The organism is Nocardioides sp. B129/18 (genome assembly GCF_055282735.1).
In genome coordinates this window covers 28,245-43,152 of record NZ_JBUZJI010000030.1, presented here as the reverse complement: position 1 = coordinate 43,152, position 14,908 = coordinate 28,245, and the positions used below count along the sequence as shown (strand labels likewise).

Here is a 14,908-nt window from a genome sequence, read left to right as displayed (position 1 = left end):
GCCCGGCGGCGGCCCTCGGCGCCGAGGAGGTCGCGACGGGAGTCCGAGGCGACCGCGTGGACGGCGCGCACGAGGCCGTGCTCGTCCTCGGGGTCGTAGAGGAGACCCGTCTCGAGCGGACGCACCCACGAGCGCGCGCCGCCGGCCCGCGGCGCCACGATCGGCAGGCCGCTGGCCGAGGCCTCGCGCAGGGCGTGGCAGCAGGTCTCCTGGGTGCCGGGGTGGACCAGGACGTCGAAGGTGGCCATCGCGACGGCGAGGTCGCCGGTGCCGAGGGTGCCGGTGAGGCGGGCGCCGGGGAGCCGGTCGGCGAGCCAGTCGCGCTGCGGTCCGTCCCCGACGATGACCGGCCGCACCCCGGGCAGGTCGGCCAGCGCCGCCAGCGAGCGGACGCCGTGACGGCGGTGGAGGCTGCCGACGAAGCCGACGACCACGCGGGGGCCGCCGGCGGAGCGGGCGCGCGACCACGAGTCGTGCAGCCAGTCGTCGCGCAGGGCGGGGGTGAAGGCGCGGGTGTCGACGCCGGGCTCCCACAGCCCCGTCTCCTGCCCGAGGCCGGCCATCCGGGAGGCCATCCACGGGGCGGTGACCAGCACGGCGTCGGCGCGGGCGGCGACGCGCGAGCGCCACATCTCCCAGGCGAGGTCGGGGACGACGGACTGCTGCACCACCAGCGTCGGGACGCCGAGGGCCCGCGCCTGCTTGAGGGCGCGACGACCGACGCCGGCGGGGGTCAGGGCCGGGCTGGTGACGTGGACGACGTCGGGCGCGAAGGCCTCGATGGCCCCGCGCACCTGGGCGCCGAGCTTGCCGAGGGGGCTGATCCGGGTGATCGGCGCGCGGCGGTAGTCGCGCAGGCCGGGGCCGGGCGCGACGATCGCGACGTCGTGCCCGAGGTCGATGAGGCGGTCGGCTGTGGCCTTGAGCGTCGTCGTGGTGCCGTCGACGGCGGGGTAGAAGGCCTCGGTGGCGAGGAGGATCCGCATGGTCGCAGGATCGCGGCCCCCGGGGCGGTCCCGGCGTCCGTCGGGCGAGCCTCGGGCGACGGTCCGGTGAACTCCGCGCCGAGATCCCGGTGCGGCCCTCGTCCGGGTCTCCCCTGAGGAGGTGGTCCGCATCTCATCTGACGGGGTCTCTGACAGCGGCGGTGTCAGGTTCTCTAGGGTGCGAGCATGACCGACATCGACGGCGGCCTGGCCGAGCCGGCCGCACTGGCGCCCGATCAGGGCAGTCTGAGCCTGGCCGGTCCCGAGGACCGCTGGACGCTCGCCGACTGGGAGGCCCAGGCCGCGGCCGTCCTCCGCAAGGCCCGGCGCCTCGGCGAGGACGACGCGGACTCCGCCGTCTGGGACCGCCTCACGCGCACGACGCTCGACGGCATCGCCGTCACGCCCCTGGGCACCGCCGCCGACCTCGAGGGGCTCACGACCTCCGGTCGCCCGACCCGCGTCGGCCCCTGGGACGTGCGCAGCCACGTCGACGCCCGCGGCGTCGCGGCCGCCGCCGTCAACGAGACCGTGCTGGCCGACCTCGAGGGCGGCGTCACCTCCGTGCTGCTCGGCGCGGACGCCGACACCGACCTCGCCGCCGTCCTGGCGGGGGTGTACCTCGACCTCGCCCCGGTGGTGCTCGACGCGCCGGACGCCCCCGTGGCGGCCGCGCGGGCGTTCCTCGCCCACCTGGAGAGCACGGAGCCCGCCGCCGGCACCAACCTCGGGGTCAGCGCCCTCGCCGCGGCCGACGACCTCGTCGCCGTGGCTCGGCTCGCACAGGAGGCCGGCGTGCTCGGCGTCGTCGTCGACGGCACCGCGGTGCACGACCGCGGCGCCTCCGACGCCCAGGAGCTGGCCTACGTGCTGGCCGCCGGCGTCCGCGCCCTCCGCGTGCTGGAGGAGGCCGGCGTCGACGCCGCTGCGGCCGCCCCGCTCGTCGAGCTGCGCCTGGCCGTCACCGACGAGCAGTTCCCCGGCATCGCCAAGCTCCGTGCCGTGCGCCGCCTCTGGGCGCGGGTGCTCGAGCTCTCCGGCGCCGCCGACGCCGCCGGGACCGCACAGCGGGTGCACGCGATCACCAGCCGCCCGATGATGAGCGCCTACGACCCCTACGTGAACATGCTGCGCACCACCGTCGCCGCGTTCGCCGCGGGCGTGGGCGGCGCCGACGCCGTCACGGTGCTGCCGTTCGACGCCCCGCTCGGCCGCCCCGAGGCGTTCGGCCGCCGGATCGCCCGCAACACCAGCCACCTGCTCATCGACGAGGCCCACCTGGGCAAGGTCGGCGACATCGCCGGCGGCTCCTACGCCGTCGAGCGGCTCACCGACGACCTCGCGCAGAGGGCGTGGGACGTCTTCGTCGAGCTCGACGCTGCGGCGCAGGAGGGCGACCTCGACGCCGCCGTCGCGCCGCTGGTCGAGGCCACAGTCGAGGCCCGCGAGAAGCAGGTCGCCACCCGCAAGCGCCCGCTGACCGGCGTCTCGGAGTTCCCGAACCTCGCCGAGGAGCTGCTGCAGCGCGAGCCCGACGGCGCCTTCGACGCCGTCCGCTCCTACGGTGCCAGCTACGAGGCGCTGCGCGCCGCCCCGCCGGCCCAGCACGTCTTCCTCGCGACGCTCGGTCCGATCGCCGCGCACACCGCCCGCGCCACGTTCGCCTCGAACCTGCTGGCCGCGGGCGGCGTCGCCGTCGACGTCGTGGGCGCCACCGCCTCGCCCGACGACCTCGTCGCCGCCTACGCCGGCCAGCCGGTCGTGTGCCTGGCCGGCGCCGACGCCGCCTACGCCGAGTGGGGCGAGGCCGCCGCGGCCGCGCTCCGCTCCGCCGGTGCCTCCCGCGTGATCATCGCGGGCAAGGCCACCGAGTACGCCGATGACTCCTGCGCGCTGGGCGTCGACGCCCTCGCCTTCCTCCACCGCACCCGGGAGGCCCTGGCATGACGGTTCCGAAGAGCTTCCGTGGCACGGCGGTCGGCGGCTCGGCCGCGTCCGCCCCGGACAGCGCGGGGGAGGGCTGGCAGAGCCCCGAGGGCATCGAGGTCAAGCCGTTCTACACCGCCGACGACCTCGCCGGCCTCGACGGCCTCGACACCCTGCCGGGCCTGAGCCCGTTCCTGCGCGGCCCGTACCCGACGATGTACACGACCCAGCCGTGGACCATCCGTCAGTACGCCGGCTTCTCCACCGCCGAGGAGTCCAACGCCTTCTACCGCCGCAACCTCGCGGCCGGCCAGAAGGGCCTCTCGGTGGCCTTCGACCTCGCCACCCACCGCGGCTACGACTCCGACCACCCACGCGTGCGCGGCGACGTCGGCATGGCGGGCGTGGCGATCGACTCCATCTACGACACCCGCACCCTCTTCGACGGCATCCCGCTGGACCAGATGTCGGTGTCGATGACCATGAACGGCGCCGTCCTGCCGGTGCTCGCCCTCTACATCGTGGCGGCCGAGGAGCAGGGGGTGGCGCCGGAGCAGCTCGCGGGGACCATCCAGAACGACATCCTCAAGGAGTTCATGGTCCGCAACACCTACATCTACCCGCCCGCGCCGTCGATGCGGATCATCTCCGACATCTTCAGCTTCACCTCGGCGCGGATGCCCCGCTTCAACTCGATCTCGATCTCCGGCTACCACATGCAGGAGGCCGGGGCGACCGCCGACCTCGAGCTCGCCTACACGCTGGCCGACGGCGTGGAGTACATCCGCGCCGGCCTCGACGCCGGCCTCGACATCGACACGTTCGCCCCCCGCCTCTCCTTCTTCTGGGCCATCGGCATGAACTTCGCGATGGAGGTGGCCAAGATGCGCGCCGCCCGCGCGCTGTGGGCCCGCCTGGTGCGCGAGTTCGACCCGAAGAACCCCAAGTCGCTCTCGCTGCGCACCCACTCCCAGACCTCCGGCTGGTCGCTCACCGCGCAGGACGTGTTCAACAACGTCGGCCGCACCGCCATCGAGGCGATGGCCGCCACTCAGGGCCACACGCAGTCGCTGCACACCAACGCCCTCGACGAGGCCATCGCGCTGCCCACGGACTTCTCCGCGCGCATCGCCCGCAACACCCAGCTGCTGCTGCAGCAGGAGTCGGGCACCACCGGCACCATCGACCCCTGGGCCGGCTCCTACTACATCGAGCGCCTCACCCACGACCTCGCCGAGCGCGCCTGGGCCCACATCCAGGAGGCCGAGGCCGCCGGCGGCATGGCCAAGGCCATCGAGCAGGGCATCCCGAAGATGCGCATCGAGGAGGCCGCCGCACGCACCCAGGCCCGCATCGACGCCGGCCTGCAGAGCGTCATCGGCGTCAACACCCACCGGCTCGCCGCCGAGGACCCGCTCGAGGTCCTCAAGGTCGACAACGACTCGGTCTACCGCCAGCAGATCGCCAAGCTCGAGCGGCTGCGCGCCGAGCGCGACGACGACGCCGTCCGCTCCGCGCTCGAGGCGCTCACCAACGCCGCCGAGCGGGGCACCGGTCAGGGGCTCGAGGGCAACCTCCTCGCGCTGGCCGTCGACGCCGCCCGCGCGAAGGCCACCGTCGGGGAGATCTCCGAGGCGATGGAGAAGGTCTACGGCCGCCACCAGGCCGTCATCCGTACGATCTCCGGCGTGTACCGCGACGAGTCGGCCCTGGGCGAGGACGGCGGATCCCTCATCCAGCAGGTGCTCTCCGAGACCGCCGCGTTCGAGGAGTCCGAGGGCCGCCGCCCGCGCATCCTCGTGGCGAAGATGGGCCAGGACGGCCACGACCGCGGCCAGAAGGTCATCGTCTCCGCCTTCGCCGACCTCGGCTTCGACGTCGACGTGGGGCCGCTGTTCTCCACGCCCGAGGAGGTCGCCCAGCAGGCCGTGGACGCCGACGTGCACATCGTCGGCGTCAGCTCGCTGGCCGCCGGCCACCTCACGCTCCTGCCCGCGCTGCGCGACGCCCTCGCCGAGCAGGGTCGCCCCGACATCATGATGGTGATCGGTGGCGTCATCCCGCCCGACGACGTCGCGACGCTCAAGGAGATGGGCGCCGCCTCGGTGTTCCTGCCCGGCACCGTGATCGCGGAGTCCGCCCTCGACCTCCTGGCCAAGCTGCGCGAGCAGCTGGGTCACTGAGGGCTCGATGCCCTCGGTCGAGGAGCTCCTCGACGGCATCCGGGAGGGACGGCGCGCGGCGGTCTCGCGCGCCATCACCCTCGTGGAGTCGTCGCGTCCCCAGCACCGCGTGCTCGCCCGCGAGCTGCTCACCGCGCTCGCCGCGGAGGGCGGTGGTGCCGGGGAGGGTGTCGTGCGCGTGGGCATCTCCGGCGTGCCCGGCGTCGGCAAGTCCACCTTCATCGAGGCCCTCGGCTCGCGGCTGACCGCCGCCGGCCATCGCGTCGGGGTGCTCGCCGTCGACCCCTCCAGCGTGCGCACCGGCGGCTCGGTGCTCGGCGACAAGACCCGCATGGGCCGGCTCTCCGCCGACCCCGGCGCCTTCATCCGGCCCTCGCCGTCGGCGGGCACCCTCGGCGGCGTCGCCCGGGCCACCGTGCAGGCGATGGCGGTGCTCGAGGCGTCCGGCTACGACGTCGTGCTCGTCGAGACCGTCGGCGTCGGGCAGTCCGAGGTGACCGTGGCGGGGATGGTCGACACCTTCCTCTTCCTCACCCTGGCCCGCACCGGCGACCAGCTGCAGGGCATCAAGAAGGGCATCCTCGAGCTCGCCGACGTCGTCGCGGTCAACAAGGCCGACGGCGACCGCGAGCAGGAGGCCCGCGGCGCCGCCCGCGAGCTCGCCGGCGCGCTGCGCCTGGTGCGCGGCCACGACGAGTGGGCGCCGCCGGTGGTCACCTGCTCGGGCCTCACCGACGTCGGCGTCGAGGACCTCTGGCAGCGGATCCTCGGCCACCGCGAGTTCCTCGGCGAGGACGGGCTGCGCCGCAAGCGCGCCGAGCAGCAGCTGGAGTTCACCTGGGCGCTGGTGCGCGACGAGCTCGACCAGCGGCTGCGGCACTCCCCGGGCGTGCGCGAGGTGCGCGAGGACGTCCGCGCGGCCGTGCTGGCCGGCGACCTGCCGGCCACCGTCGCCGCCGACCGGCTGCTCGCGGCCTTCGACGGCGCCCCCGCCCCGAGCGACGCCCTGGACGACGCCCCGGGCGCCTGAGGCGACGGGACTACCCTGGGAGGCGATGTCCTCCCACGATCCCGACCGCTCCCTGCCCGCCGCCGGCACCATCGCCGCCGTCGTCGAGAAGCACGCCGACGAGCTCGTCGCGGTGCGTCGCGACCTGCACGCCCACCCCGAGCTCTCGTGGGAGGAGCACCGCACCTCCGAGCTCGTCGCCACCCGCCTGGCCCAGGCCGGCTGGCGGGTGCTGCCCACCACCGGCTCCGGCGTCGTCGCCGACCTCGGCGAGCCCGCCCCCGGACGCGGCTCGGTGGCCCTGCGCGCCGACCTCGACGCCCTGCCGATCGAGGACCTCGTCGAGGAGTCCTGGCGCAGCACCGTGCCCGGCGTCGCGCACGCCTGCGGACACGACGTCCACACGACCGCGCTTCTCGGTGCCGGCCTCGCGCTCGCCGAGGCGCACGATCGCGGCGAGCTCCCCGGCGCCGTCCGGCTGCTGTTCCAGCCCGCCGAGGAGGTCATGCCCGGGGGAGCGGTGCACCTGCTCGGCCTCGACGCCCTCGCCGGCGTCGAGCGGATCTTCGCGCTGCACTGCGATCCCGCCGTCGACGTCGGCCGGCTCGGGCTGCGCACCGGCGCGCTCACCAGCGCCGCCGACCACCTCGAGGTGCGCCTCGAGGGCACCGGCGGCCACACCTCGCGCCCCCACCTCACCGAGGACCTCACCTTCGCGCTGGCCAAGGTCACCACCGAGCTGCCGGCCATCGTCAGCCGCCGCATCGACCCGCGCGCGGGCGTCAGCGTCGTGTGGGGCCGCATCGAGGCCGGCTCCGCGGCCAACGTGATCCCCGAGAGCGGCGTCGTCGCCGGCACCGTGCGCATCCTCGACGCCGATGCGTGGTCGGAGTGCGAGCCGCTGGTGCGCGAGGTCGTCCAGGAGATCGTGCGGCCCTACGGCGTCCACGCGATCGTCGACTACCAGCGCGGCGTGCCGCCGGTGGTCAACGAGGCGCTGGCCACCTCGCTCCTCGGGGAGTCGGCCCTCTCCGTCCTCGGCCCCACGGGCCAGGCCACCGTGCCGCAGAGCCTCGGCGGCGAGGACTTCGGCTGGTACCTCACCCGCGTCCCCGGCGCCATGGCGCGCCTGGGCGTGCGTCGCCCCGGCGGCCCCACCTACGACCTCCACCAGGGCAACCTGCTCGTCGACGAGCGCGCCATCGGCCTGGGCGCCCGGATCCTCGCGGAGACCGCCGTGCGAGCGCTGCGCTGAGGGGCAGTCTCCCCGGATGTCCGGGGAGGCTGGACGTCGTCAGGGGAAGCTCCCCCTGACGACGTCCAGCTCTCCGTGACCTGATCAGCCCTTGCGGTAGGGCAGCCCGACGGCGGCGGGCGCGCGGGAGCGGCCGACGAGACCGGCGACGGCGAAGATCGTGACGACGTAGGGCAGCATCAGCATGAACTGGCTCGGCACGGGCGAGCCCAGCACCGAGAGCACGCCCTGCAGGTTCGAGGCGAAGCCGAACAGCAGCGCCGCCAGCGTGGCCCGGATGGGGTCCCACTTGCCGAAGATGACCGCCGCGAGCGCGATGTAGCCCGCGCCGCCGGTCATCTCGCGGTTGAAGGCCTGCACCGAGACCAGCGTGTAGAACGCGCCGCCCGCGCCGGCGATGGCGCCGGCCAGGAGGATGGTGCGATAGCGGGTGCGGTTGACGTCGATGCCGACGGTGTCGGCGGCCTTGGGGTGCTCGCCGACGGCGCGCACGCGCAGGCCCCACTTGGTGCGGTAGAGCGCCCAGGTGACCGCCGCGACCGCGACGTAGAGCAGGTAGACGATCGGGGACTGGCGGAACAGGATCGGCCCGACCAGCGGGATCTCCCCGAGCACCGGGACCGCGACGGCGCTCAGCCGCGGCGGGCTGTTGAGCGTGTCGGTGTTCGCGGTGAGCACCTGGGAGAACATGAAGCTGGTGATGCCGACGATCAGCACGTTGAGCACGACGCCGACGATCACCTGGTCGACGAAGTAGGTGATCGCGAAGACGCCGAGGATCAGGGCGACCAGCGCGCCGGCGGCCATGGCGGCGATGACGCCGAGCCAGGTGGAGCCGGTGACCGAGCCGACGATCGCCGCGGCGAAGGCGCCCAGCAGCAGCTGGCCGTCGATGGCGATGTTGACGACGCCGACCCGCTCGCCGAGGACGCCGCCGAGGGCGCCGAAGACCAGCGGGACGGCCAGCAGCAGCGAGCCGGCCAGGAGGCCGACGACGGGGATGGTGCCGCCCGCGGCCGACCAGGCCAGGAAGCCGATCAGGCCGATGACGGCGTAGATCGCGATCAGCCAGGCGGGGGTCGTCTGCTTGGCGACGAGGCGGCGGGCCGACTCGCCGGTGATCAGCGCCATGACGACGACGGCGATCCAGCCGGTGCCGGGGCCGGGCACGGTGACCTCGGGCAGGGCGAAGAAGTCGTTCGGCGCCGCGAGGCGGAACGTGGTGTCGCCCTGCTGGCCGGCGAAGGCGAGCGCGGCGGCGAAGGCCAGCGTCAGGACGCCGAGGACCACCGTGGCCTTGGCACTGACGACGGCGATGACGGTCGGCTCGTCGGCGACGACGTCCGGGGCTGCGCTCGGGGCGCTGGACTGGCTCACTTGGCCTCCTTGGTCGGCAGCCGGAAGATCGCGCGCACCAGCGGCGGGGCGGCGATGAAGAGCACGATGAGGGACTGGATGACCAGCACGATGTCGACCGGGATGCCCTCGGAGGCCTGCATGGCGAAGCCGCCGGCCTTGAAGGCGCCGAACAGCAGGCCGGCGCCGAGGATCCCCAGCGGGTTCGAGCGGCCCAGCAGCGCCACGGTGATGGCGTCGAAGCCGATGCCGGCGTCGAGGTCGGTGGAGACGCCCGACGGGACGGTGCCGAGCACCTGGTTGGCGCCGGCCAGGCCCACCAGCGAGCCGGCGATGAGCATCGCGAGCACGTAGGTGCGGCCGACGTCGATGCCGGCGGTGCGCGCGGCGTGCGGGTTCTCGCCGACCGCGCGGAAGCGGTAGCCCAGCGAGGAGCGGTTCAGCAGCCACCACACGACCGCGACGGCCACCAGCGCCAGCACGAAGCCGAGGTGCAGGTTGAACCGGTCGCCGAGCAGCTTGGGCATGACGGCGTTCTGGTCCATCGGCAGCGACTTCGGGTTCACCGTGCCCGGCGCCTGCAGCAGCGACTGGCTGGAGAGGGCGTAGAAGAGCAGGTAGAAGCCGACGTAGTTGAGCATGATCGTGACGATCACCTCGTGCGCACCGGTGCGGGCCTTGAGGAGTCCGGCGATGCCGGCCCACAGGGCCGCGGCGGCCATGCCGACCAGGACGCCGAGGATCAGCTGCAGCGGGCCGGGCAGGTCGGCGTGGATGCCGATCCAGCCGGCGGCGCCGCCGGCCATGAGCATCTGGCCGCGGCCGCCGATGTTGAACATGCCCGCGCGGAAGGCCAGGCCGACGCCGAGGCCGGCCGCGATGAGCGGGCCGGCGAACTTCAGGGTCTCGGTGAGCGGGCGGATGCCGGTCTGGAAGTCCGTGGCCCGGGTGTTGTAGATCGAGCCGCGGAACAGCGCGCTGTAGGCGCCGGTGATGGCGTCGCGCGAGGCGTAGAGGAAGTCGCTGGGACGGGCGGTGATGTAGCCCGCCGTCGAGCGCACCTGGTCGTCGGTGAGCAGGATCAGCAGCGACCCGACGAGCACCGCCAGCACCACGGCGAGGACGCCCACGAGGGCGTTGCCGGTGGTGATGGAGCGCATCACGTGATGCCACTGTCCGTTGTCGGGCGGACGCGGGGCGTCCTCCTGCTCCGGGGCGGGGGAGCCCTGCTGCTGGGCGGTGGTCATGCCGTCACTCCTGCCGGTCGCTCTCCGGTCATCATCAGTCCCAGGACGTCGCGCGGGGTGTCCGCGGGGACGATCCCGACGATCCGTCCGCGGTAGAGCACCATGATCCGGTCGGCGAGCGCCACCACCTCGTCCAGCTCGGTGGAGACGACGAGCACCGGGATCCCGGAGTCGCGCGTCGCGATGAGCTGGCTGTGGATGAACTCGATCGACCCGACGTCGACGCCGCGGGTGGGCTGGGCCGCCACGAGCAGTCGCAGGTCGCGGGAGAGCTCGCGCGCGACGACGACCTTCTGCTGGTTGCCGCCGGAGAGGTTGGCGGCCTGGGTGTGGATGCTGGGGGCGCGGACGTCGTACTCCGCGAGCTTGGCCTTCGCGAACCGTTCGAGCTCCTCGCGCTGCACGGTGCCACGCTTGACGAAGGGGGCGCTGCTGCTGCGGTCGAGCATGAGGTTCTCGGCGATCGAGAAGCTGCCCACCAGGCCGTCGACCTGGCGGTCCTCGGGGACGAAGCCCACGCCGGCCTCGAGCACGTCGCGGACGGTGCGGCCCACGAGCTCGCGGCCGTCGAGGAGCACCGAGCCGAAGACGTGCTCCTGCAGGCCGACGAGGGCCTCGGTGAGCTCGGTCTGGCCGTTGCCCTGGACGCCCGCCACCGCCAGCACCTCGCCGGCGCGGATCGAGAAGCTGACGTCGTCGAGGTGAACGGTGCCGGTGGCGTCGCTGACGGTGAGCCCGGAGACGACCAGCGCCTCCTCGCCCAGCGTCGGCGGCTCCTTGGGGACGGTGAGCTCGACGGGCCGGCCGACCATGAGGGCGGCGAGCTCGGCGTTGCTGGCGGCGGGATCGGCCTCGCCGACCACCTTGCCGAGCCGGATCACGGTGATGCGGTCGGCGACCTCGCGGACCTCGCGCAGCTTGTGGGTGATGAACACGATCGCGGTGCCGGCCTCGCGCAGCTGGCGCATGATCGCCATCAGCTCGTCGGTCTCCTGCGGCGTCAGGACGGCGGTGGGCTCGTCGAAGATCAGCACCTTCGCGTCGCGTGAGAGCGCCTTGATGATCTCGACGCGCTGCTGCACGCCGACGGGGAGGTCCTCGACGAGGGCGTCGGGGTCGACGTGGAAGCCGAAGCGGTCGGAGATCTCGCGGACGCGGGCCCGCGCGGTGTCGAGGTCCAGCGAGCCGGCGAAGCCGGTGGACTCGTGGCCGAGCATCACGTTCTCGGCCACCGTGAAGACGGGGATCAGCATGAAGTGCTGGTGCACCATGCCGATGCCGGCCGACATGGCGTCGCCGGGGCCGGAGAAGTGGCGGACCTCGCCGTCGAGGACGATCTCGCCCTCGTCGGCCTGGTAGAGGCCGTAGAGGACGTTCATCAGCGTCGACTTGCCGGCGCCGTTCTCGCCGAGCAGGCAGTGGATCTCACCGGGCTCGACGGTCAAGGAGATGTGGTCGTTGGCGACGAGGGCGCCGAAGCGCTTGGTGATGTCGCGCAGGGCCAGCTGCATGGGGCGATCCTAGGAAGTGGAGGACACGCGGACGGAGGGTGGTCGACCGATCAGGTCGACCACCCTCCGGGGGCACGCGGGGCGTGCCGGATGACTCACTGGTTGAGGTAGGAGTTCACCTTGATCGAGCCGTCGATGATGCCGGCCTTGATCTTGTCGATCTCGCCGGCCAGCGACGAGGACACCTTGCCCTCGAAGTCGTGGAACGGCGCGATGCCCACGCCGTCGTTCTCCAGGGTGCCGACGTAGGGGGTGTAGTCGACCTTGCCCTCGCCGGCCTGCACGACGGCCTCCTCGGTGGAGACGTCCATGTTCTTCAGGATCGAGGTGAGGACCACGGGGCGGGTCTTCGGGTCGGTCTTGTAGAGGTCGGCGTCGACGCCGATGAGGGCGACGTCCTTGCCGGAGTCGGCGATGGCGGTGAGCGCGCCCTGGTAGATCGGGCCGCCGACGGGCAGGATCACGTCCGCGTTCTGGTCGATGATCTGCGCCGCGGTGTTGGTGGCCGCCTGGTTGGCGTCGAAGCCGCCGGTGAAGGAGCCGTCCTTGCCGTCCCAGCCGACGACCTTGACCTTCTTGCCCTTCTCCTTGTTGTAGTACTCCACGCCCTGCTTGAAGCCGTCCATGAAGATCGTGACGGTCGGGTACGGCTGACCGCCGTAGGTGCCGACGACGCCGGTCTTGGAGTAGTCGGCCGCGACGTAGCCGGCGAGGAACGCGGCCTGGGCGGTGTCGTAGAGGAGCGGCTTGATGTTGGAGACGTCCGGCTTGCCGTCGAAGGTCTTGCCGTCGTCGCCACCGTCGGCGGCGTCGTCGATGAGGACGTACTCGATGTTCGGGTTGGCCTTCGCCGACTCCTTGGTGGCCGCGGCGAGCGCGAAGCCGACCGTGACGATGGTGTTGCAGCCCTCGCCGACCAGGCTCTCGAGGTTCGGGGCGAAGTCGTTCTCGCTGTTGGACTCCACCGAGGTGGCCTTGGTGCCGAGCTTCTTCGCGGCGGCCTGGATGCCCTCGAAGCTCAGCTGGTTGAACGACTTGTCGTCGAAGCCGCCGGCGTCGGAGACGATGCAGGGCTTGAAGTCGCTCTTGGCGGCGGAGCCGTCGGACGTCGAGTCGGGGGCGTCCCCACATGCCGCGAGAGCGGGAGCGACGGCCAGCAGGGCCACGCCGCCGACGACGGCCTTCCGGATGTTGTTCACGTGTTCCTCCAGGTCTGGTCCCGCTCCTGCGGGGACGACTGCGCGCACCGTACCGAATCCGGTCCCTCGGCGGGACTCCCGCAAGGTCTCCGGGGCGAACGGTTATCGAGTCGTCATCTGCCGGTGAGGTGTGGACGCTTGTCCGTCGTCGCGACGTCGGACAGGCTGGCGCTCCCGCGGCGTCCGTCCGCGGCCTTGAGGAGGACCGGTGAGCACGCAGGTGACCACGGCGGCACAGGTGCCCGCGGCGTGGGCGGAGCTGACGGCGGCCGCCGTCGAGGCGCAGGGCCGTGCCTACGCGCCCTACTCGCGGTTCCGGGTCGGCGCGGCCGCGGAGGTCGAGGACGGCCGGGTCGTGGCGGGCTGCAACGTCGAGAACGCCGGCTACGGCGTCACGCTGTGCGCCGAGTGCGGGCTGGTGAGCAGCCTCCACCTCGGCGGGGGCGGACGGCTGCGCCGGTTCGTCTGCGTCGGCTCGCCCGAGGGCCAGGAGGCCCACCTCGTCATGCCGTGCGGCCGCTGTCGGCAGCTGCTGTGGGAGAACGGCGGGCCCGCGCTCGTCGTCCTGACCCCCGCAGGGGAGCGCACCATGGCCGAGGTGCTGCCCGACGCCTTCGGCCCCGACGACCTGACCCTCGCCTGACCCTCGCCTGACCTCGCCCGACCCGCGCCGTCCGCGTAGGGTCGCCGCGGCCGCCACCACCGTGGCGCCGCCCCCGGAACCAGAGAAGGAGACGCCGTGCCACAGCACGACGCGATCGAGGTGATCACCGCCAAGCGCGACGGTCACCGCCTCAGCGACAGCCAGATCGACTGGATGGTCGACGCCTACACCCGCGGCGTCGTCGCCGACGAGCAGATGTCGGCCCTCACCATGGCGATCCTGCTCAACGGCATGGAGCGCGCCGAGATCGCCCGCTGGACCGCGGCGATGATCGCCTCGGGGGAGCGGATGGACTTCTCCTCGCTCTCGCGCCCGACCGCCGACAAGCACTCCACCGGCGGCGTCGGCGACAAGATCACCCTGCCGCTCGCGCCGCTGGTCGCCGCGTGCGGCGTCGCGGTGCCGCAGCTGTCGGGGCGCGGCCTGGGCCACACCGGCGGCACGCTCGACAAGCTGGAGTCGATCCCGGGCTGGCGCGCTGCGCTCTCCAACGCCGAGATGCTCTCCCAGCTCGACGACGTCGGCGCCGTCATCTGCGCGGCCGGCGACGGCCTGGCGCCTGCGGACAAGAAGCTCTACGCCCTGCGCGACGTCACCGGCACGGTCGAGGCGATCCCGCTGATCGCCTCCTCGATCATGAGCAAGAAGATCGCCGAGGGCACCGGCGCCCTGGTGCTCGACGTCAAGGTCGGCACGGGCGCGTTCATGAAGGACGTCGCCTCGGCCCGCGAGCTCGCCGAGACGATGGTGGCCCTGGGCACCGACGCCGGCGTGCGCACGGTCGCGCTGCTCACCGACATGTCGACGCCGCTGGGCCTCACCGCCGGCAACGCGCTGGAGGTCCGCGAGTCGGTGGAGGTGCTCGCCGGCGGCGGGCCCGCCGACGTCGTCGAGCTGACCCTCGCGCTGGCCCGCGAGATGCTCGCGGCCGCGGGCGTCACCGACGTGGACCCCGCCGACCGCCTCGCCGACGGCTCGGCCATGGACGCCTGGCGCCGGATGATCGCGGCCCAGGGAGGCGACCCCGACGCGACGCTCCCGACCGCCCGCGAGCAGCACGTGGTGCTCGCCCCCGCCGACGGCGTCCTGGCCCGTCTCGACGCGATGGCCGTCGGTCTGGCGGCCTGGCGCCTCGGTGCGGGCCGGGCCCGCAAGGAGGACGCCGTGCAGGCCGGTGCCGGCGTCGAGTGGCACGCCCGCCCGGGCGACGTCGTCACCGCCGGTCAGCCGCTGCTCACCCTGCACACCGACGAGCCGGAGCGCTTCGAGCGCGCGCTGGCCTCCCTCGAGGGCGGCTTCGACGTGGTGCCCGAGGGCAGCCGTCCGGCGCTCACGCCGCTGGTGATCGATCGGATCGCCTGAGCGTCACTCCTCCTGCGCCGGGCAGCCGCCCGGCCCGGCGCAGCGCGTCGCGGAGCACGACCTCGATCTGGGCGTTGGTGGAGCGCATCTCGTCCTCGGCCCACCGGCGCAGGGCGTCGGCGAGCGCAGGATCGATGCGCAGCAGCACCTGGGTGCGCTCGCGTCGTTCGCGGGGCACGGCGCCTCCCTCCTGCTCGGTGCTCGGCCGGC

Annotated in this window: 12 protein-coding genes; 6 read left to right on the top strand and 6 right to left on the bottom strand. The window is 73.4% G+C overall.

Going from position 1 to position 14,908, the window contains the following annotated elements:
* On the bottom strand, nt 1–986 hold a 986-nt coding region (locus ACZDWJ_RS17335), incomplete at its 3' end, for a glycosyltransferase (RefSeq protein WP_463522992.1).
* Nucleotides 987–1,172: 186 nt separating this feature from the next.
* On the opposite strand from ACZDWJ_RS17335, the gene ACZDWJ_RS17330 reads away from it, so the two are divergent.
* Genes ACZDWJ_RS17330 through ACZDWJ_RS17315 form a run of 4 tightly spaced genes read left to right on the top strand, consistent with a single transcriptional unit; the run spans nt 1,173 to nt 7,359 of the window.
* A complete protein-coding gene (locus ACZDWJ_RS17330) occupies nt 1,173–2,933 on the top strand; it encodes a methylmalonyl-CoA mutase family protein (RefSeq protein WP_463522990.1) in 1,761 nt (586 codons plus the stop codon).
* Entirely contained in the window at nt 2,930–5,095 is a 2,166-nt protein-coding gene (gene scpA, locus ACZDWJ_RS17325; RefSeq protein ID WP_463522988.1) for a methylmalonyl-CoA mutase, read from the top strand. The genes ACZDWJ_RS17330 and scpA overlap by 4 nt, the downstream gene beginning before the upstream one ends.
* A gap of 7 nt (nt 5,096–5,102) precedes the next feature.
* Nucleotides 5,103–6,125 (top strand): methylmalonyl Co-A mutase-associated GTPase MeaB, encoded by a 1,023-nt coding sequence (gene meaB, locus ACZDWJ_RS17320; protein ID WP_463522986.1) that lies wholly within the window; start codon nt 5,103–5,105, stop codon nt 6,123–6,125.
* Between the two features lie 25 nt (nt 6,126–6,150).
* Complete coding sequence (locus tag ACZDWJ_RS17315) at nt 6,151–7,359, top strand: amidohydrolase (protein WP_463522984.1); 1,209 nt, start codon at nt 6,151–6,153, stop codon at nt 7,357–7,359.
* Between the two features lie 84 nt (nt 7,360–7,443).
* Here the strand turns inward: ACZDWJ_RS17315 and ACZDWJ_RS17310 are convergent, their stop codons facing one another.
* From ACZDWJ_RS17310 to ACZDWJ_RS17295, 4 genes are all read right to left on the bottom strand, one after another.
* Nucleotides 7,444–8,736: an ABC transporter permease gene (locus tag ACZDWJ_RS17310; protein WP_463522982.1), complete on the bottom strand. Its 1,293-nt coding sequence runs from the start codon at nt 8,734–8,736 to the stop codon at nt 7,444–7,446.
* Nucleotides 8,733–9,962: an ABC transporter permease gene (locus tag ACZDWJ_RS17305; protein WP_463522980.1), complete on the bottom strand. Its 1,230-nt coding sequence runs from the start codon at nt 9,960–9,962 to the stop codon at nt 8,733–8,735. The genes ACZDWJ_RS17310 and ACZDWJ_RS17305 overlap by 4 nt, the downstream gene beginning before the upstream one ends.
* Nucleotides 9,959–11,473, bottom strand: coding sequence for an ABC transporter ATP-binding protein (locus ACZDWJ_RS17300; protein WP_463522978.1), 1,515 nt, complete (start codon nt 11,471–11,473; stop codon nt 9,959–9,961). Before ACZDWJ_RS17300 ends, ACZDWJ_RS17305 begins: the two co-directional genes overlap by 4 nt.
* A gap of 95 nt (nt 11,474–11,568) precedes the next feature.
* On the bottom strand, nt 11,569–12,672 hold the full coding sequence (locus ACZDWJ_RS17295) for a BMP family lipoprotein (RefSeq protein WP_463522976.1): 1,104 nt from the start codon (nt 12,670–12,672) through the stop codon (nt 11,569–11,571).
* A gap of 238 nt (nt 12,673–12,910) precedes the next feature.
* On the opposite strand from ACZDWJ_RS17295, the gene ACZDWJ_RS17290 reads away from it, so the two are divergent.
* A complete protein-coding gene (locus ACZDWJ_RS17290; protein ID WP_463522994.1) occupies nt 12,911–13,315 on the top strand; it encodes a cytidine deaminase in 405 nt (134 codons plus the stop codon).
* 96 nt (nt 13,316–13,411) lie between these two features.
* Nucleotides 13,412–14,698 (top strand): thymidine phosphorylase, encoded by a 1,287-nt coding sequence (locus tag ACZDWJ_RS17285; RefSeq protein WP_463522974.1) that lies wholly within the window; start codon nt 13,412–13,414, stop codon nt 14,696–14,698.
* Here ACZDWJ_RS17285 and ACZDWJ_RS17280 read toward each other — a convergent pair.
* Nucleotides 14,667–14,876, bottom strand: coding sequence for a type II toxin-antitoxin system antitoxin (locus ACZDWJ_RS17280; protein ID WP_463522972.1), 210 nt, complete (start codon nt 14,874–14,876; stop codon nt 14,667–14,669). The genes ACZDWJ_RS17285 and ACZDWJ_RS17280 overlap by 32 nt on opposite strands.
* Nucleotides 14,877–14,908: the final 32 nt, after the last annotated feature.

Bases quoted from the DNA above. Each gene is read 5' to 3' on its own strand.
- ACZDWJ_RS17330 (WP_463522990.1), top strand. From the start codon at position 1,173: ATGACCGACATCGACGGCGGCCTGGCCGAGCCGGCCGCACTGGCGCCC.
- scpA (WP_463522988.1), top strand. From the start codon at position 2,930: ATGACGGTTCCGAAGAGCTTCCGTGGCACGGCGGTCGGCGGCTCGGCC.
- meaB (WP_463522986.1), top strand. From the start codon at position 5,103: ATGCCCTCGGTCGAGGAGCTCCTCGACGGCATCCGGGAGGGACGGCGC.
- ACZDWJ_RS17315 (WP_463522984.1), top strand. From the start codon at position 6,151: ATGTCCTCCCACGATCCCGACCGCTCCCTGCCCGCCGCCGGCACCATC.
- ACZDWJ_RS17305 (WP_463522980.1), bottom strand. From the start codon at position 9,962: ATGACCACCGCCCAGCAGCAGGGCTCCCCCGCCCCGGAGCAGGAGGAC.
- ACZDWJ_RS17300 (WP_463522978.1), bottom strand. From the start codon at position 11,473: ATGCAGCTGGCCCTGCGCGACATCACCAAGCGCTTCGGCGCCCTCGTC.